The 18,332-nt window shown below is 68.8% G+C and carries 17 protein-coding genes and 1 pseudogene; 7 read left to right on the forward strand and 11 right to left on the reverse strand.

The annotated features are described in order from the left end of the window. Positions 1-79: 79 nt before the first annotated feature. Complete coding sequence (locus AC2W7K_RS16520) at positions 80-532, reverse strand: DUF3817 domain-containing protein (RefSeq protein WP_211978620.1); 453 nt, start codon at positions 530-532, stop codon at positions 80-82. 323 nt (positions 533-855) lie between these two features. Further along, positions 856-2,883 (reverse strand): M20/M25/M40 family metallo-hydrolase, encoded by a 2,028-nt coding sequence (locus tag AC2W7K_RS16525; protein WP_211978619.1) that lies wholly within the window; start codon positions 2,881-2,883, stop codon positions 856-858. Positions 2,884-3,231: 348 nt separating this feature from the next. Here AC2W7K_RS16525 and AC2W7K_RS16530 point away from each other — a divergent pair, with 348 nt between their 5' ends. After that, positions 3,232-4,341: a VIT1/CCC1 transporter family protein gene (locus AC2W7K_RS16530; protein ID WP_198499918.1), complete on the forward strand. Its 1,110-nt coding sequence runs from the start codon at positions 3,232-3,234 to the stop codon at positions 4,339-4,341. 132 nt (positions 4,342-4,473) lie between these two features. After that, positions 4,474-5,349 (forward strand): aminodeoxychorismate lyase, encoded by an 876-nt coding sequence (locus AC2W7K_RS16535; RefSeq protein WP_211978618.1) that lies wholly within the window; start codon positions 4,474-4,476, stop codon positions 5,347-5,349. A gap of 27 nt (positions 5,350-5,376) precedes the next feature. On the opposite strand, the gene AC2W7K_RS16540 is transcribed toward AC2W7K_RS16535, so the two are convergent. Continuing rightward, entirely contained in the window at positions 5,377-5,661 is a 285-nt protein-coding gene (locus AC2W7K_RS16540; RefSeq protein ID WP_211978617.1) for a hypothetical protein, read from the reverse strand. A gap of 190 nt (positions 5,662-5,851) precedes the next feature. On the opposite strand from AC2W7K_RS16540, the gene AC2W7K_RS16545 reads away from it, so the two are divergent. Next, positions 5,852-6,148, forward strand: coding sequence for a DUF4235 domain-containing protein (locus tag AC2W7K_RS16545; RefSeq protein WP_137826580.1), 297 nt, complete (start codon positions 5,852-5,854; stop codon positions 6,146-6,148). A gap of 150 nt (positions 6,149-6,298) precedes the next feature. Here the strand turns inward: AC2W7K_RS16545 and AC2W7K_RS16550 are convergent, their stop codons facing one another. Then, positions 6,299-7,168: a type I 3-dehydroquinate dehydratase gene (locus tag AC2W7K_RS16550; protein WP_211978616.1), complete on the reverse strand. Its 870-nt coding sequence runs from the start codon at positions 7,166-7,168 to the stop codon at positions 6,299-6,301. Positions 7,169-7,630: 462 nt separating this feature from the next. Here AC2W7K_RS16550 and AC2W7K_RS16555 point away from each other — a divergent pair, with 462 nt between their 5' ends. The 4 genes from AC2W7K_RS16555 (at position 7,631) to AC2W7K_RS16570 (ending at position 11,582) form a co-directional block, all read left to right on the forward strand. Then, positions 7,631-8,923 (forward strand): quaternary amine ABC transporter ATP-binding protein, encoded by a 1,293-nt coding sequence (locus AC2W7K_RS16555; protein ID WP_198499922.1) that lies wholly within the window; start codon positions 7,631-7,633, stop codon positions 8,921-8,923. After that, a complete protein-coding gene (locus AC2W7K_RS16560; RefSeq protein ID WP_211978615.1) occupies positions 8,923-9,867 on the forward strand; it encodes an ABC transporter permease in 945 nt (314 codons plus the stop codon). The genes AC2W7K_RS16555 and AC2W7K_RS16560 overlap by 1 nt, the downstream gene beginning before the upstream one ends. Before the next feature lie 46 nt (positions 9,868-9,913). Next, positions 9,914-10,822 carry a glycine betaine ABC transporter substrate-binding protein gene (locus tag AC2W7K_RS16565; protein ID WP_198499924.1) on the forward strand — a complete coding sequence of 303 codons (909 nt, stop codon included), beginning with the start codon at positions 9,914-9,916 and terminating at the stop codon, positions 10,820-10,822. A gap of 244 nt (positions 10,823-11,066) precedes the next feature. Next, on the forward strand, positions 11,067-11,582 hold the full coding sequence (locus tag AC2W7K_RS16570; protein ID WP_211978614.1) for a methylated-DNA--[protein]-cysteine S-methyltransferase: 516 nt from the start codon (positions 11,067-11,069) through the stop codon (positions 11,580-11,582). 160 nt (positions 11,583-11,742) lie between these two features. Here AC2W7K_RS16570 and AC2W7K_RS16575 read toward each other — a convergent pair whose 3' ends face one another. From AC2W7K_RS16575 to AC2W7K_RS16605, 7 genes and pseudogenes are all read right to left on the reverse strand, one after another. Then, entirely contained in the window at positions 11,743-12,861 is a 1,119-nt protein-coding gene (locus AC2W7K_RS16575) for a Dyp-type peroxidase (protein WP_486006421.1), read from the reverse strand. Positions 12,862-13,187: 326 nt separating this feature from the next. Beyond that, positions 13,188-13,820 (reverse strand): copper chaperone PCu(A)C, encoded by a 633-nt coding sequence (locus tag AC2W7K_RS16580; RefSeq protein WP_198499927.1) that lies wholly within the window; start codon positions 13,818-13,820, stop codon positions 13,188-13,190. Positions 13,821-14,143: 323 nt separating this feature from the next. Further along, a complete protein-coding gene (locus tag AC2W7K_RS16585; RefSeq protein ID WP_198499928.1) occupies positions 14,144-14,809 on the reverse strand; it encodes a hypothetical protein in 666 nt (221 codons plus the stop codon). A gap of 129 nt (positions 14,810-14,938) precedes the next feature. After that, the gene (locus tag AC2W7K_RS16590; RefSeq protein ID WP_198499929.1) at positions 14,939-15,409 is read right to left on the reverse strand and encodes a cysteine hydrolase family protein; all 471 of its coding nucleotides are present in this window, start codon (positions 15,407-15,409) and stop codon (positions 14,939-14,941) included. Positions 15,410-15,455: 46 nt separating this feature from the next. After that, complete coding sequence (locus AC2W7K_RS16595) at positions 15,456-16,646, reverse strand: N-acetylglucosamine-6-phosphate deacetylase (RefSeq protein WP_232623753.1); 1,191 nt, start codon at positions 16,644-16,646, stop codon at positions 15,456-15,458. Beyond that, positions 16,643-17,446 (reverse strand): DeoR/GlpR family DNA-binding transcription regulator, encoded by an 804-nt coding sequence (locus tag AC2W7K_RS16600; RefSeq protein WP_198499930.1) that lies wholly within the window; start codon positions 17,444-17,446, stop codon positions 16,643-16,645. Before AC2W7K_RS16600 ends, AC2W7K_RS16595 begins: the two co-directional genes overlap by 4 nt. A gap of 10 nt (positions 17,447-17,456) precedes the next feature. Further along, positions 17,457-18,332: pseudogene (locus AC2W7K_RS16605) on the reverse strand (class II fructose-bisphosphate aldolase); the annotation flags it as partial.

Below are 18,332 nucleotides of genomic sequence, written 5' to 3' on the forward strand. Positions count from 1 at the left end.
ACGACGCCTGCCCAGGCCGCAGAGGACGGAGATGTTCCAGGTCAGGAACTCGCCGAGGCGGTGGGAATCGTGCGGCGGCTCAGCTGCCGGGAGGACCGACGACGAGGAGTCCGGAGAACACCGCGATGACGACGATCGCGCCGACCCCGGCGGCCAGCCACGGCGAGCGCAGCGCCCACGCGCTCAGCTTCTCCAGCGGTCCGCGCGGCGCCCGGCCGCCACGGCCGAGCCCCCAGTCGCCGTCGAGGGCTCCGGCCTTCGCCGAGGCGATCTCGAACGGGATCGTCGCGAACGGGATGACCGCGGAGACGAGGCCCATGAGGATGCGCCCGATGCTCCACTTCTGGGAGATGCCGACGAGGAGGACGACGACGACGAAGCAGAGGAAGACGAATCCGTGGATTCCGCCTCCGATGCGCACCCCCACCTCGGTGGTCTGGGTGACGTACTTGAGGAACATGCCGAAGAGCAGGAGGGCCCACGTGATGGCCTCGGCGACGGCGAAGAAATTGAAGAGCTTCTTAGGGGTCACGGAACCTCATTGTGCCGGGCGAAGCTGGGCGGATCCTGCGTCGCCGAGCCCAGAGAAGCACCGTCACACCTGGTCAGACCGCACCAGCGCCCGTGAGATGCGGAGGAGGGGCGTGTCCGGGGTCACGCTCGCACGGTGCGATTCCCGCCGCCTCGGCGCGTGCCGGCAGACAAGGATGCGGGCCCCGGCATACGACGATGAGGTCGCCGGCAGAGAATGATCACGCGGGCCGGCGAACTTGTCCAGTCACCGGCCCGCGTGGCTTCGGGGTGGATCAGTCCGGGGCGGTGCGGTCATGACCGCGCCGACCCGGACTCACCGTCTCACTCGAGGCTGCCGGCCTTCCTGCGGCGGGCGCCCATGGTCATGACGACACCGAGCACGATGAGCGCTGCGGCCGAGGCGACGAGGGGAAGAGCCTCGTTACCGGTGCGCGGGAGGTCTCCCCCGCCACCGCCGCCGGCGCCCGGATCGTCGGCTCCGGCCGCGACGACCTCGAACGAGCCGTTGAGGGCGTCGCCGCCCTCGCAGTCGACGGTGACGTCGTACTTTCCGACGTACTCGGCCGACTTCGACTCATCGAGTCCGCGGACACCGAACTTCGCCACGCCGTCGGAGTCGACGGTCGCGGTCTGCTCGAACTTCTCGATGGTGCCGTTCTTCGGATCCACCGTCATCGTCGCCGTCGTCCCCGGCGTGCAGCCGGTGGCCGTGACCTGGACGCCGGTGTCGGAGACGAAGTCGTTCTCATCGATCGTCGTCGGATCGATCGTCAGACTCCGCTCGTCGGGAGCGTCCGTCGGCGACTCCGTCGGAGTCGAGGTCGGGGTCTCGGTCGGCGTGGAGGTCGGCGTCTCCGTCGGGGTCTCCGTGGGAGCCGGCGCGAGGTCGTAGGCGAGCGTGTGGACGGAGTAGGCGATCGCGGGTCCGAAGATGTCGATCGCGTCCCGGCTCACGTTGTCGATCGTGTCGGTGGGCTGGTGGTAGTTCGTGTCCTGCGGCTTGCCCGCCTCACCGCCGAACCACTCGACCTGCTCCGCCGTCTTGATCTCATCGGCCCCGGAGAACAGACCGCTGACCGGCACACCGGCGTCGAGGAACGCCTGGTAGTCGGAGCGGCCGGAGAACTCGGTGCCGATGTTCTTCTGGTCGTTGTCGGCGAAGTAGTCGGTGAAGACCTTCTCGAGTTCGGCCGAACCGGCGGGGACGTTGACGCCGTCGGGCACCGGAACGTCGGAGCCGTCGGAGTCGAGGGTGCCGACGACGTAGTTGTCGGAGCCGATCATGTCGAAGTTCATGTAGGCCTTGACCTTGGCGAGCTCGTCCGCGCTCAGGCTCTCGACGTACTTCGTCGACCCGACGAGTCCGACCTCCTCAGCACCCCACCACGCGAAGCGGACCGCATTGTCGACCTCGGTCGGCTGCTGGGCGAGCGCCTCAGCACTGGCGAGCAGCGCAGCCGAGCCCGAGCCGTTGTCGTTGGCGGCCGGCCCATCAGCCACACCGTCGAGGTGGGCGCCGAACATCTGCACGTTGTCCTTGTCGCCGGCCTTCGTCTCGGCGATGACGTTCCACGTCGTCGACGTCTTGTACTCGGTCTCGAGCGTGAAGTCGGTGGCCGGCGCCTCCCCGTCGGCCGCGGCCTGCACCTTCTCGAGCAGTCCGTTGCCGAGGCTGTACGTCGTGCCCACGGTGGGCGCGCCGTTCTCGATGCGCTCGCCGAGGGTGGCGTTGAGCTCCTCGTCGGGGGCGTCCTTCGTGTTGTTGTAGATGATGACGGCGGCTGCTCCGGCGTCCGTGGCGGCCTGTGCCTTTTCCCCGAAGGTGCAGGAACCACGGGCGACGAGGACGACCGCGCCATTGGCCGAATCGTCGTAGTCGCCGGCCTGGCAGCCGAGCTGACCGCCGGCGAGATCGGAGTAGTCGTCATCGACGGGCACGACGAGCGGCAGATCCGTCAGCGGCGCCGAGGTGCCCTCGGTGTAGCTCGCGGGGGTGACGGCGACGTCCTCCCCGTCGACGTTGACGGAGACGGTGCCGAAGTCCTGGTTCTCGACGTCGAAGGCCTGCCGGCTGACGTCGTAGGCACCCGTGGCCTTGAGCGTCTGCTCGACGTATTCCACGGCCTCCTCGTATCCCGGGGCGCCGAGCGCCCGGTACCCGGTGTCGGCGTTCTTCACCGAGATGTCTGAGATGTTCTGCAGCTGTTCCATCACGGCGTCGCCGGTGACGCCCATATCGGTGTGCTCGGTCGGACCTGCGGTTCCGGCGGCCATCGCCGGAGCCATGCCGCTGAAGACAAGTCCCGCGGATGCGGTGACGGCCAACGCGGCTTTCATGCGCAACTTCATGGAGTTCCTTTCGCTCCTCAGGTGCCACGCGAATCGATCTCGCCTCACGGGCCGTCGACGGTGCACGACCCCACATGCTCACCCGAGCGCGGACTGCGGACACCCGGTGTCTGTCATCCCTGGGTGCGGTGCGCTCGGGGCTGGGAGAGCCTGACTCTGGTGTTTCGCCGAGTGGTTCGCCGTTGGTAACGAATCACAAACATCTATAACGAAACGGTGACACAACTCACATGGTTCATTAACCTATCGCATCAGTAACATCCTTAGGTCACGAATGGATAACAACCCATACTTAAGCAATTGCGCAAGTGTTGAACTGAGGGGGTGGTCTCCGATAGCATCGCACCAGTGACGAACCAGCAGTCTGCGCCCGCCGCGCCCACCGACCCTCCGCCCGACCGCCGGACCATCCGGCGGTGGCAGCGCTACCTCGCCAACGAGCGCCTCGAAGAGCGCGTCTACCGGGATCTCGCCGAGCGCCGCACCGGTGAGGACCGGGAGATCCTCCTCGGACTCGCCGCCGCCGAATCCCGGCACCAGCAGCATTGGATCCGCCTCCTCGGCCCGCATGCCGCGAAGAAGCGCACCCCCGACCTCGTCACCCTCTTCCTCGCCTTCTTCGGCCGGATCTTCGGCTCGGTCTTCATCCTCGCGCTCGCGCAGCAGTCGGAGACGAGCTCCCCGTACCAGAACGACGACGCCGCGTCACCGGAGATGGCCGCCGACGAGCGGATCCACGCCGAGGTCGTCCGCGCCCTCGCCGCCCGCTCCCGGGCCCGCCTGTCGGGCAACTTCCGCGCCGCCGTCTTCGGCGCCAACGACGGTCTCGTCTCGAACCTCGCGCTCGTCCTCGGCGTCGGTGCGGCCGGAGTGCCGAACACCGTCATCCTCCTCACGGGCGTCTCGGGACTCCTCGCAGGCGCCCTGTCAATGGGTGCCGGCGAGTACATCTCCGTGCGCTCCCAGCGCGAGCTCCTCGACGCCTCGACCCCGGATCCGGAGTCCCGGCACGCGCTCGCCGACCTCAACATCGATGCGAACGAGCTCGCCCTCGTCTTCCGCGCCCGCGGCATGGACCCCGACGAAGCGGAGATCCAGGCCCACCGGACGATCTCCGAGGCGAAGACGACGAACGCCCCACAGCTGCCGAGCCTCGAATCCGGCATCGAGAGCTCCGCGCTGGGCACCGGCATCGGCGCTGCGCTCTCGAGCTTCGCGTTCTTCTCCTCGGGCGCGCTCATCCCGATCCTGCCCTACATCTTCGGCATGACGGGCCTGCCCGCCGTCTTCCTCTCCGCTGGTCTCGTCGGCATCGCCCTCCTCTTCACCGGCGGCACCGTCGGCCTGCTCTCGGGCAAGGCACCAGGACCGCGGGCGCTGCGGCAGATGGCGATCGGCTTCGGCGCCGCCGCCGTGACCTACGGCCTCGGCCTCGTCTTCGGCATCAGCACCGGCTGAGCGCGCGACGCCGGCTGAGGTGTCAGCACCGGCATGCGGCGGGGCCGACCTTCGCCCACGCCGGCGCTCGACGACATCGTCACTTGCCGGTGAGGACTCCCGGACTCGGACCGGCGACCGTAGACTGTCCCCATGACCCAAGTCCTCGTCCTCATCGATCCCGGCACTTCGACGGTCACCACCGCCGACCTCGCCTCCCCTCAGCTGCCGGTCACGGACCTGGCCGCCCACCGCGGCGACGGCATCTTCGAGACGGTGCTCGTCCGCGTCAACCCGGACACCCGTGAGGCCACCGTCGTCTCTCGCGAACGCCACTTCGCCCGCTTCCATTCGTCCGCCTCGGCGCTCGATCTGCCCGAACCCGACCGGAAGCTGTGGCGGCAGGCCGTCGACCGACTCATCGCCGAGGCGATCGCCGCGAACCCGGGGACCACGGAGTTCGCGGTCCGCTACACGCTCTCCCGCGGCGGCGACGCCCCGCGCGGGTGGGCGTTCACCGTGCCCATCGAGGATGCGATCGTCACCGCCCGCGCCGAGGGCGTGAGCGCCGTGAGCGTCGACCGCGGCTACGACGCCTACGTCGGGCGGCGCGCACCGTGGCTCCTCCTCGGCGCGAAGACCCTGTCGTATGCGGTCAACCAGGCGGCCCTGCGGTACGCGAAGGCGCAGGGAGCCGACGAGGCCCTCTTCATCTCCCGCGACGGCGTCGTCCTCGAAGGTCCGACCGCGAACATCGTCATCCGCCGAGGCGACCACCTCCTCACCCCGGATCCCGCCGCCGGTCTGCTCGCCGGGACGACCCAGCGGCTGCTCTTCGACCATGCCGGTCGACTCGAGCTCAAGGCCGACTACGCCGACCTCAGCGTCGACGATGTCCTCTCCGCCGACGGCGCGTGGTTCGTCTCATCGGTGCGCACCGCGGTGACGCTGCGCGCGCTCGATGGGAAGTCGCTGTCGCGTGACGAGGCGCTGACCAGGGAGTTCCAGAGGATCATCGCCGCCGGGTGAGCGGGGCGGGACAGCCAGTCGGGTGGGTCAGTGCTGATCGCGTGACACGCGCGTCCGCGACGGCCCGTCTTCAGCCCCGCTGCGGCGGCCCGCTTCGCAGTGCCCGGCTTCGCCGCGGCAGTTCGCATGCCGTTCGGCTGCGGGCCGGGGCACGGTGACGGCGAGGATGAGACCGAGCATCGAGGCCCCGCAGCCGATGAACCAGAGGACCCAGAAATAGGCGGCGAGCTCGGGGACGAGGCCGAGGACGAATCCGCAGATGCCCAGCACGAAGAGACTCGTGACCATGACGTTCTTCCGTCTGGTGAGCACGCGGACCTCCTCCCTGCATCGGTGGTCTCACGCTATCGGTCGACGGCGCGTCGCACATCGCACAAAAGTATGAAATTCAGGCGCCTGCGATAGTGTGGACGACGAAGGACTCCTTCATCCGACGGCGGTCGTCGCCGCGGCCGGAGCAGCGGAGGAGTCGCGCCTCAACTTCGGACGAAAGGACACGGGCATGGGAAAGCTCGCTTGGCAGATCATCGGCGTCGGAGCGCCCATCGTGGCAGCTGTCGCAGCCCGGAAGGTGCTCACCTTCGCGTGGGAGAAGTCGACTCATCGTCCCGCACCGTCGAACCCCGTCGACGAAGAGATCTCGATGTCCGAGGCCCTGGCCTGGACCGTCGTCTCCGGTGTCGGCGTGGCCATCGCCCAGCTCGTCGTTCAGCGCCTGGCCGCGAACACCGTGCGCAACAACTTCGGCGACCAGGCTCTGCCGAAGAAGTTCCGCAAGCAGATCGCCGAAGGCGTCTGAGCCGACCCCTCACCGAAACACCAGCGCCCTGCCGAGTGGTTCCCACCCGGCAGGGCGTTCGTCGTCCCCGGCGACGTCGACATGCAGGGTCGCATATCCGCACCCGCCGGAGTTCCCCCGAGGGGTGGCCTCAGCGGTCCCGCAGTGGGGTCAGGCGTAGAGCCGGTCGAGGATGACCGCGAGTTCGCCGGCGGCGATCTGTCCCGGCGCCGAGGCGGTACCCATCTGCGCGAAGGTCGAGCAGCTGCCGAAGTCGGCGCCGAGGATCCGGCTCGTCCGGCCCAGTTCCCCCATCGAGATCCCGAGCACAGGGCAGTCGAGGTCCGCGTCGGCCTCGGCGGTGGCCCGGAGCAGATCGGCGACATCGGCGGCAGTCGTCGGCATCATCGCGATCTTGACGACAGCGGCTCCCGCCGCCCGCATCTCATTGAGCGTTTCGCGCATGTCGGCGACGCGCTCGGTGTCCGCGAAGTTGTGCCGGGAGGCGACGACGGGCACGCCGACGGTCCGCAGCACCCCGATGACGTCCTGCGCCGAATCTCGGGCGATCTCGACATCGATCGCGATCGGGACAGACGCACCGGCCGCCGCGTTCGCGTCGGTCAGCGCCGCCGCGAGGCCGGCGACCACCTCGGCGTAAGCGGCATCGCTGAGCTCGGCCTCCCCGCCTTCGGCAGCGGTGCGCAGCGTGGCGAGGACCGGCAGACCGGCGGCCGTGACGTGCGGGGCGAGCTCTCGGATCGCCTCAGCCACCGCATCGACTCCACCGCCGGCGGGATCGAGGGTGTCGGCGACGAGGGGGTCGACGCGCCACTCGATGACATCGACGAGGCCGCTGTCGGCGGCTTCCCGGCAGCCGAGCGCCAGCAGTTCGGCATCGGTGTGGAGGACGGGCACGATGACCGCCGGGCGGCGGGGGTTCCGCGTCGCCGGGGTCGAGGACGGGGCGGTCGGGGCGGCGGCTCCGGGTGCGGAGTCGGACGCGGGGGCGGAGTCGAGAAGGAACGGCAGCGGCTTCATGGTCTCAAGGGTAGAGGCTCCCACGAGGTGAGGCGTGCGCAGCCGCCCGCTGGACCGGGGTCTGCGCGCAGCGGTTCGCTGCGCCGCGAACTTCAGCAGTGATGCGCACGAGAATCAGTCCCGACCGCATTGTGGAATTATCGAGTGATCAATGGCAAATGCAATCGTCGAATGGTAAAGGGAATTAGGTCATGACGTCCTTCCGCAAGACGCAAATGTAACGATCAAGTAACGCATCGTCCTGCATCATCGCAGGTCAGATACCCTGTCAACCACAACACTCCCGGTGACAGGAATATTGTTCCCGCCGAAAAGCGTGGAAAATTCTATAATGAGGTCTGAGATTTCCGTGAGCGGTGAGGCCCATGTGATCGACTCCTGTTCGATTCGACAGTCGCCGAACCGCGCGACAGGGTGAGGCCTCTCGTTCTGCGGACGGTCAGGACTCCAAGGAGGTAATCCGTGAGCGTCGTCAAGGCATCACACGTCTACAAGGTCTTCGGCAAACGCCAGAACGAAGTCGTCAAGCGCCTCGAAGAGGGCGCCGACCGTGACGAGCTGACGAAGCTCGGCACCGCCGCAGTCATCGATGCGAGCTTCGAAGTCGAGAAGGGCGAGATCTTCGTCGTCATGGGCCTGTCGGGCTCGGGCAAGTCCACTCTCATCCGCACGCTCAACGGCTTGTGGACGACGACAGCGGGGTCCGTCGAGGTGCTCGGCACCGATATCGCCAAAGCCGACGCCCGCACCCTCCGCAAGGTCCGCAGCGACCACATCTCGATGGTCTTCCAGCACTTCGCCCTCCTCCCCCACCGGACCGTGCGGGAGAACGCCGCCTATGCCCTCGAGCTGCGAGGCGTCCCCAGAGCTGAGCGACTGGCGAAGGCCGAGGAATGGCTCAAGGCCGTCGGGCTCGAGGGCTGGGGAGACAAGTTCCCCGAGCAGCTCTCCGGTGGCATGCAGCAGCGCGTCGGCCTCGCCCGCGCCTTCACGGCCGAGACCGACATCCTCCTCATGGACGAGGCGTTCTCCGCTCTCGATCCGCTCATCCGCCGGGAGATGCAGGAGCAGCTCGTCGAGCTGCAGGCGAAATTCAAGAAGACGATCATCTTCATCACCCACGACCTCAATGAGGCGATGTTCATGGGCGACCGCATTGCGGTCATGCGCAACGGGCGCATCGTCCAGATCGGCACGCCGGAGGAGATCCTCACGGATCCTGCCAACGACTACGTCGCACAGTTCGTGCAGGACGTCGACCGTGCTCGCGTGCTCACGGCGAGAAACGTCATGGAGAAGCCCCGCCAGGTCCTCTCCGACCAGAGCGGACCGCGCGTGGCCCTGCGCGCGATGCGGGACAGCTACGCCTCGGCGCTGTGCGTCGTCGATCGCGATCGCCGCCTGCTCGGGGTGGTCACCGACCGCGACGCCGTTGCGCAGATCCGCAGCGGAGCGACGACGCTCGACGGCATCGTCAATCCCCCGACGATCGTCGCCCACCCCGACGACGTCCTCATCGATCTGTTCATCCCGTCGGCCGAATCGCCGCTGCCGCTGCCGGTCGTCAACGATCTGGGACAGCTCGTCGGAGTGATCCCCCGTGCCACTCTGCTCGCAGCACTCGGCCATCACACCGGTGACGGAGAGGTGCAGCAGCCGGCGCCGCCGCTGGCGGCCAGCGAGATCGAGGACGTGCTCGGCGATGATCCGGACACCGTGATCGTCGACAACTCCGTGGAGAGGGAGGCCCTGTGATGGAGGACATCAGAATCCCGGTCGGCGCGTGGGCCGACACTTTCTTCGACTGGCTCAAGGACAATCTGGGCTGGCTCTTCGACTTCATCACCGTGGTCGTCCGCCTCCTCGTCGAGGGCCTCACCACCGTACTCGTTGACCTGCACCCGCTCGTCATCATCATCATCCTCGCGTTCCTCGGATGGCTCGTGCGGTCGTGGCAGTTCGCCATCGGCACACTCATCACGATGTTCTTCATCATGACGATGGACCAGTGGGTGTCGGCGATGCAGACGCTCGCGCTCGTCGTCCTCGCCGCCCTCGTCGCGGTCATCATCGCGATCCCCGTCGGCATTCTGGCGGCGAGGAACGACACGGTCTCGGCGATCGTCAAACCGATCCTCGACTTCATGCAGACGATGCCGGCGTTCGTCTACCTCATTCCCGCGGTGACGTTCTTCAGCATCGGCGTCGTGCCCGGCCTCGTCTCGACGGTGATCTTCGCCCTGCCGCCGGGCGTCCGCTTCACCGAGCTCGGCATCCGCGGCGTCGACAAGGAGACCGTCGAGGCCGGCTACGCCTTCGGCGCCACGCCGAGACAGATCCTGCGCGGAGTCCAGATCCCGCTGGCCACCCCGACGATCATGGCCGGCATCAACCAGGTCATCATGCTCGCCCTGGCGATGGCCGTCATCGCCGGCATCGTCGGAGCCGACGGCCTCGGCAAGAACGTCGTCGAAGCCGTCGCCACGCAGAACCTGCCGCTCGGAGTCGAAGCCGGACTCGGCGTGGTCATCCTCGCGATCTACCTCGACCGCGTCACCGCAGCTCTGGGCACGGCGAAGGACTATCCGAACTCCCTCCTCGGCGCCCTCAAGCGACGCAGGGCCACCGCCGCGAACACCCGTGCGGCGGCCGAACCGGACACTGTGGAAGAGGTAGAGATCGTCCGCACTCAGAGTTGACACACCGTTCTCAACAGACCACACAACCAGTAGTTAGGAAACCACGATGAAGAAGCGTTTCGTCACGAAGATCGCCGCCGTCAGCGCGGCTCTGGCCTTGGCTCTCACCGGCTGCTCGCAGGAAGCCAGCAACAACAGCGGCGGCGGCGAAGGCGGAGACAAGGGCACCATCACCCTCGGATTCATCCCGTCATGGACCGATGGTCTCAGCACCGCGTACCTGCTGGAGAACCAGCTGACCCAGCTGGGCTACAACGTGGAGATGGAGACGATCACCGAGGCCGCGATCCTCTACTCGGGTCTGGCCAACGGCGATGTCGACATCTATCCCTCGGCATGGCCGGAGGTCACCCACAAGCAGTACATGGACGAGTACGGGGATCAGCTCGAAGACCTCGGCGCGTACTACGACAATGCGAAGCTGACGATCGCCGTGCCCTCGTACAGCAACATCAACTCGATCGAGGACCTCAAGGGCAAGGCGAGCGAATTCGACGGCAAGATCATCGGCATCGAGCCCGGCGCCGGTCTGACCGCGCAGACCAAGGACACGATGATGCCCGAGTACGGTCTCGACGGCGAGTACGAGCTCGTCACCTCGTCGACTGCGACGATGCTCACCGAGCTGAAGAACAAGATCGACAACCAGGAAGAGGTCGTGGTGACCCTGTGGCGTCCGTTCTGGGCGAACAGCGCCTACGACGTCAAGGACCTCGAGGACCCCAAGGGCGCGATGGGTGAAGCGGAAGCCCTCCACTTCCTCGGCACCAAGGGCTTCGCCGAGGAGAACCCTGAGGCCGCCGAGTACATCAAGGGCATCAAACTCGACGACCAGCAGTACGGTTCGCTCGAGGACATGGTCGTCAACGAGTACGGAGAGGGCAAGGAAGCCGAGGCCGTGACCCAGTGGATCAAGGACAACCCCGACGCCTACTCCACCGAGATCAGCGAGTGACGCAGGGCGCCGCTGACCGTGTGATCGGCTGACCTCCGGGCGCAGCTGGTTGCGGTCTCCGCTGACCTGACCGGGCCCGTCGGTTCGCATCGCGAACCGGCGGGCCCGGTCTTGTTCTCAGCCGTGCCCCGACCGCAGAACGGCCGCCGTCGGTGGTGCCGCGTGCACGGTCGCCCGATCATCGGGCGCAGTCGTTTCGGTCGTGCCACGACGATTGAGATCGCAGGCAGGTGATAATCAAGGCATGGAGATCACCGAGGCGACCCACCCGGCAGCGGCGACCCTGACCACCCCGGTCGGGACGATCGCCGTGACGAGCTCGCGCGCGGCGATCGTCCGCGTCGAATGGGTCGACGCCGAATCCGCGCCCGCCCCGGATCACGGGGATCCCCTCCTCGCCGAGGCGCTCGGACAGCTGCGCGCCTACTTCGACGGCCGCCTCGGCGAGTTCGATCTCCCGCTCTCGCTCGACGGGATCTCCCCGGTCGCGACGACCGTCCTCACAGTGCTCGCCGAGACCGTCGGCTATGGGGAGACCGTGACCTACGGGGAGCTCGCCGCACGCTCTGGCACCGGCGTCCCGGCGCGGGCGATCGGGAGCATCATGGGGCTCAACCCGCTGCCGCTGATCATCCCCTGCCATCGCGTCGTCGCCGGTGACGGCCTCGGCGGATACTCGGGCGGGCCCCGAGGTGAGGGACTGGCGACGAAGCGCCATCTTCTCGAGATGGAGGGAGCCCTGCCGAGCCCGCTGTTCTGAGGAGGACTGGACGAGGCCGCTGTTCTGAGGATGGCTAGACGAGCCCGCTGTTCTGAAGGAGCTATGGACGAGGCCGGGGGCCGGAGGGTGTCACCCTCGGCCCGCGGCCTCGTTCGTCGCTGTCCGGCTCTCCGGTGCGCAGCCTCCGCAGTGCCGGTGCTCAGCCGCCGAAGAGCGTCTGGCCGACGTATTCGCCGTCCTTCGCCCCGGGCGGAATCGCCCACACCGTCGACCCGATGGGCACGGTCCAGACGTTGAGCAGATCCACCTCGGCGAGCCGCCGCTGGATCGGCAGGAACTGCCGGTCGATGTTCGCCTGGAACGACGCGAACATCAGCCCCGACTGACCCCCGGCACCGGTCTCGTAGTTGTACGGCCGGCGCACGATCTGCACCTCCGGTCCGAGCCCGTCGCGGGCCCTGGCCATGTGCGAGGCCGCTGAGATCACCGTGAGACCCCGGTCGTCGACGGCCGTGAAATCGGGCTCGTCGAACTCGTCCGTGCCCGTCGTCGGCGCCCCCGAGTCGACGAAGCGGCCGACGGAGAAGTCACGCGCCGGACGGTCCGCCTCGTCCCACGTCTCGAGGTTCATCTCGATGTCGCGCAGCACGAGCGTCGTCCCGCCCTGCATCCACGACGGCAGCGCCTCGCCGAGGTCGGTCGGCGGTTCACCCCGCGCGGAGAAGACCGCGTCCGTCCGGCCGGTCGCCCGACCCCACACGAGGCGGCTGAAGTCCTCGGACCCCATGCCCGGGTTCGCCGTGCCGTCGAGCTGGCCGAAGAGGTTGCGCTGCGTCTGCCCTTCGCCCTTCGTGCCGTAGGAGTTGCGGAACCCCGTGCGCTGCCAGGCGATGTCGGCGAACGCCCGGGAGTCCTTCCACAGCATCCGGCGGGCATGCGCGACCCCGAGCGGATCGTCACCGCAGATCTGCAGGAGCAGATCCCCGGTCGAGCGCTGCGGGTCGAGCCGGTCGATCGAGAAGCTCTCGAGCGGCCGCAGCCACTCGGGGACCGCCTGGCCGCCCGCGAGCGCGACGAGGTTCTGGCCGAAGCCGAAGGTCACCGTCAGGCGCGCGGGATCGGCCGCCATCTCGGGTTCGGAGTCCGCCAGGGGCGCGGTGCCCTGCGTGAGCGCGGCGGCATCCGCGGTGAGCAGACGCAGCCACCGCACGACGGCCGCGGCGTTCTTCGTCTCCGGCTTCATCGTGAACGCGAGGAACTCGCCGTGGGCCTGCGGGGCCGTCTCGATCCCGGCCTGGTGCTCGCCGTAGAACGGCACCGCGACCTCCCCGTTGACGCCGGTGGTGTCGGCGCGCGGCGGCTGCGGGGTGTTCGCCTCGGTGGCGCGCCCGATGCCGAACCCGGCGAGCGACCCGACGGCTCCGACACCGCCGGCGACGGCCGCCGAGGCGATGGAGGCCCCGGCGGCTGAAACCGCGGCGGGTCGGAGCCGCCTCGGCGCTGTCGGACGCGGCCCCGGCTGCCGAGGACGTCACGTCCTCAGACGCCGACCCGCCCGGCGGAGTCGACGACTCCGCCGGTGACGACGTCCGCTCAGCGACGGGCTCGGTGTCGCGACCCGACGCGGAGTCCGGGTCGCGGGGATCAGTTGTCACCGGAGCCCTCATCGCTCATGCCCGACATGTCGCCCATGCCGTCCATGCCGTCGCCGCCGTCGGAGGCGGCATCGGGCTCACCGGGCGCGTAGGTCTCCTGCGCACCCGTGTACTCCTTGGCCACCGCGGTCACGGAGATCGTCTCGTCATCGGCGGTGACGAGTTCGACGGTGATCTCCTCGCCCGGCTTGATCGGGCGCGTCATGTCCATGACCATGATGTGGTCGCCGCCCGGTTCGAGGTCGAGGGAGCCGCCGGCGGGAATGACGAAGCCGCCGTCCTTCTCCTGCATCATCATCGAACCGGAGCCGTCACCGACGGTCTCGTGGAGCTGGACCATGTTCGCGCCGTCGTAGTTGGCACCGACGAGGTTGATGTCGGCGTCGGTCGTGTTCGTCACCGTGCCGAAGATTCCCGTCATGCCCTCGTCAGCGGCCTTGACCCATGCGTCGTCGAACGTCAGCGAAGCCGACGCGTCGACCGAGGCGCTGCTGCTCGAGGCCGAGGGTTCCGAGGCGCTGCTCTGGCTGCCGCTCTGACCGCAGCCGCTGAGGCCGAGGACGAGAGCCGCCGACATGGCGAGCGCGGGCATGGTGGACTTGAGAATGGTGTTCTTGCGCATTTCGTCTGCACTTTCGTGTGGTGGCGTTCGTCGGCGGTCGGGTGCGGATCATGCCGTCGCCGAGGCGGGTCCGATGCGGCCATGAGGCGATCCCCGTCAGGAGGTCCCGCAGGGCGGGAGGCTCACCGGGATGTCCGCTCTCGACCGCGCCGGGTGTCGACGCGTGGCCGCGACCGATGTCGTAGGCGTGACGGCCCGGGCACGTGGCCGAAACCGGTCGGCGCTGGGCAACCGCGCGCATGATCGCATGACTCTGCGACGAATGCCGAGGGTGATGTGGGGTGCAGCGCATCGTCAGATCGCGCGCTGCCGGTGGTGAGGTGTCAGACGAGCGCGGGTGGACCGCGACGGTAGTTCGGGCCGATGACGGCCGCTGGCACCATGTGCGGGAGTTCGCGCACATGGCGGACGACGCGCAGGCGCGCCCCCGCAAGACTGAGCTGCGCGGACGCGAGTGCGCGCAGGGCGATGACAACCGGCCCCAGTGCCAGTTGGAGGATGCTGAAGAGGAGATCCTCACCGCGCTTGAGGATGATCGCGGTGACGATGACGGCGACGATGTGGGCGATGATCATGCCCGGGCCGGCGCCGTTGGCGTGGCCCATCGAATGGCCCATCGGCGCGGCCTGACCGAGGTCGAGAGACCCGGTGGCCGGGGTCATGAGCTCGTGTTCGGCTGCCGACATCGTCGGATCCGGCGACGCCGAGGCGGGTCCACCGGCAGTCCCTCGCATCATCGACGACATCGGGCCGAACCAGCCCATCGAGGCGTGCATGAGGAGCTGACCGAGGCCGAGGATCGCGGCGAGGGCGAGGTATCCGAGGCGACGTCCCGCGAGGATCATCGCCGCCCAGAGAACGAGGACGAAGACGAAGCCGGTGCCGAGGGCGGAGAAGTCGCCGCCGGCGCCGACGTGCATGAGGACCGCGAGCATCGTCGTCATCACAGCCGCGAAGAGAGCACGGATCGACTTGTGCCAGCCGGTCATGCCACCTCCTCACCTCAGGGTCCATGCAGGCTCCATTTACCCACTACACAGTGTAGAACCGCGCCCGGTGGCCGTGCCAGTCAGCGCCGACGGCTCAGAGCAATGTCACACTGCCGAGGCGGTCGCCAGTCACATGCGCAGCCAGGTGTCCTCGGTGCGCTTGACCATAGCGCCCGCCTCTTCGGCCGCATCGGTCCAGGTGACGGGGTCGCCGGCGGCGCTGACGACGGAATCGGAGAGGACGATGACGTCGAAGTTGCAGACGAGGGCCGCCATCGCCGAGGCCCACACCGCACCGGGGTTCTCGTCGACTCCGGCGATGACGATCCGATCGACGGCCATGTCGTGGAGACCGGCGGCGAGGTCGTCGACGCCTTCGAAGATGTCGGGATTGTCCGAGCGGAGGACGAGGTCCTCCTCATCGGGGCCGAAGACGCTGATCTCCTCGTCCTCGCGACCGGAGACCTCCTCGTTCGTCGTGGCGAAGATGAGCACTCCGCCCACCGCACGGGTGCGGCCGACGATCCCGCCGAGGGTCTCGACGGCCTTCTCGGAGGTCAGCGCTGTGTCGTCGGTGTCGATGAGGAGCAGGGCATCCATGCCGACCATCTTCCCACGACATCGGCTCTCCCGGGCAACCACACCCTCAGCGCCGGTCCCCGATCCACACGGTCGTCACCCGCATGTCGGCGTCGAGGAGGACGCAGTCGGCGGGTTGGCCCACCCGCAGGAGGCTGTGGACGTCGGGGGCGAGACGACCGAGCGCTCGCAGGGGAGTCAGCCCCGCGGCCTGGGCGGCGGCGATCGGACTCATCCCCACCTCGGCGACGGCCCGCTGCACGGCATCGTCCATGGTCAGCGTCGATCCGGCGATCGACCCGACCGATCCGTCGGCGGACCTGACCCGGGCGACCGAGTCCTCGACCCGCACCGGCAGACTGCCGAGCACATAGTCCCCGTCGCCCATCCCGGTGGCTGCCATGGCATCGGTGATGAGGGCGACGCGACCGGGTGCGAGCCCCGTGACCAGCCGCGCGGCCGGGGCCTGGACGTGGATGCCGTCGTTGATGAGTTCGAGCGTGACGTGCGGGGCGTCGAGGGCGGCGAGGATCGGGCCCGGGCTGCGGTGGTGGATGCCGGGCATCCCGTTGAACGCGTGCGTGAGGATGCTCGCGCCCGCCTCGAAGGCCCGCATCGTCTGGGCGTAGTCGGCGGCCGTGTGGCCGACGGCCACGCTCACCCCGGCTGCGACGAAGCGGGCGATCGCCTCGGGCGCGCCGGGCAGTTCGGGTGCGAGGGTGACCTGGGCGAGCCGCCCATCGGCGGCGTCGAGGATGGTCGCGACCGCCTCGGGGGTGGGGGCGGTGAGCGCCTCCGGGGAGTGCGCGCCCTTGAAATCCGGGGAGAGGAACGGGCCTTCGGCGTGGAGTCCGAGGACCGCGGGATTCTCCCGCGCGAGCCCTGCCCCGACCCGCAGCGAGGCCGCGAGCCCGGCGATCGTATCGGAGACGTAGGAGAGGACGAGGGCACGGGTGCCGTGGGCGCGGTGGACGTCGAGGATCGCGCCGAGGTGGTCGGGGCCGTCCTCGACGTTGTGCCCGCCGCCGCCGTGGGTGTGGATGTCGACGAACGCAGGGGCGAGGTAGGCGCCCTCGGCGTCGATGATCCGCGTCGCCGGACTCGCGCACTGGTGCCACATCACGCCCCGACCGCGGTCGACGACGATGCCGTCGGCGACGGCGATCCACGTGTCGGCGAAGTCGATTGAGAACGTCGCGGGATCGCTGTCGAGGATGACCGCGTTGTGGACGACGACGTCGGGGATGGGAGCCGTCACCGCGTGCCTCCCGTCGGGCCGTCGGTCGTCGCGAGGTCGACGTCGAAGCCGGCGGCAGTGAGCTCGGTGACCGCCTCGGCGCCGAGACCGTCGTCGGTGATGATCGATGAGAACACGTCCGCCCCGCCCACCGAGGCGAACGAGCGCCTGCCGTACTTCGAGGAGTCGGCGACGACGACCGCCCGCTGTGCGCGCTGGGCCATGAGCCGGTTGACGTGCGCTTCGGCCTCGTTGACGGTCATCACGCCGGCACCGGCGGAGAAGGCATGCACCCCGATGAACGCGAGGTCGAGCCAGATGCTCGCGAGCACCGCGTCGACGAAGGAGCCGACGAGCTCGAAGCTCGAGGGGTTGATGATGCCGCCGCAGACGACGACCTTGATGCCCGGGTGCACCGCGAGCTTGTGGGCGACGTTGACGGCGTTCGTCACGACCGTGAGGTCGCTGACGAGGTCGTCGCGTTCGCTGATGGCATCGGCGACCTGGAACGTCGTCGTCCCCCCGGAGAGCCCGACGGCGGTGCCGGGGCTGATCTGGGCGACCGCGGCGCGCGCGATCGCGGCCTTCGCCTCGGTGGCGGCGGCCTCCTTGTAGCGCAGGGACAGGTCGTAGTTGACGTTCTTGCGGGTCGCACCGCCGTGGGTGCGCTCGAGCAGGCGCCGCTCCTCGAGCAGGTCGAGGTCCCGGCGGATCGTCGCGAGCGAGACTCCGAGCTCCTCGCTGAGCGCGTCGACGCCGACGGTGCCCTCCCGGTCGAGGCGACCGAGGATGCGGTCGAGGCGGTCTTCGCGCGTGCTCATAGTGCCACTCTCAAGCCTCGTGTGCGGGTTTGGCAAGCGGATCCGGTGCCGGCGCCTCGGCGAACAGCTCGAGCAGGCGGGCGACCTCGGCGGCGAAGGCCTCGCGTCCGGGCGCGAGGTACCGGCGCGGGTCGACGAGGCGCGGGTCCGCCTCAAGGGTCTCGCGCACCGCCCCGGTGAAGACGGCGCCCAGATGAGTCGAGACATTGATCTTCGCCATGCCCGCCCCGATCGCCCGCTCGAGCTCGCCGTCGGGAACCCCCGAGGAGCCGTGGAGGACGAGGGGCACGGGCACCGCCGCGGCGAGCCGGATGATGAGGTCGAGGTCGAGGCGGCTCGTGCGCTCGAGCATGGCGTGGGAGCTGCCGACGGCGACGGCGAGCGCATCGACGCCGGTCGCGGCCGCGAAGTCGACCGCCTCGGCGGGATCGGTGCGTACGCCCGGGGCATGCGCGCCGTCCTTGCCGCCGATCTCCCCGAGCTCGGCCTCGACGCCGATGCCCTGGCGGTGGGCACGGCGGACCACCTCGGCGGTCGTCGCACAGTTCTCCGCATAGGGCAGGTGGGCGCCGTCGTACATCACGGAGTCGAAGCCGAGCTCGAGCGCCTCGTCGACGAGTGCGAGGTCCGTCGCGTGGTCGAGGTGGACGGCGATGGGCACGCTCGCGGCGGCGGCGATCGCAAGCGTCGCCCGGGCGATCGGCGCGAGGTCCCGTGGTATCTCGCGCAGTTCTGTGAGATCTGCATGATGACCGGGCGCCGGCGGCCTCGGCGCCGGCGGCGATCGCCTCGGCCGATTCGAGGGTGATGACGTTGAACGCTCCGATCGCCGAGGCGGGGGTGCCTGCCGTGGCCGCCGAGGCGGGGGTGGCGGGGGTGGCGGGGA

It is taken from the genome of Brevibacterium sp. LAARM2_SD2, assembly GCF_057364785.1.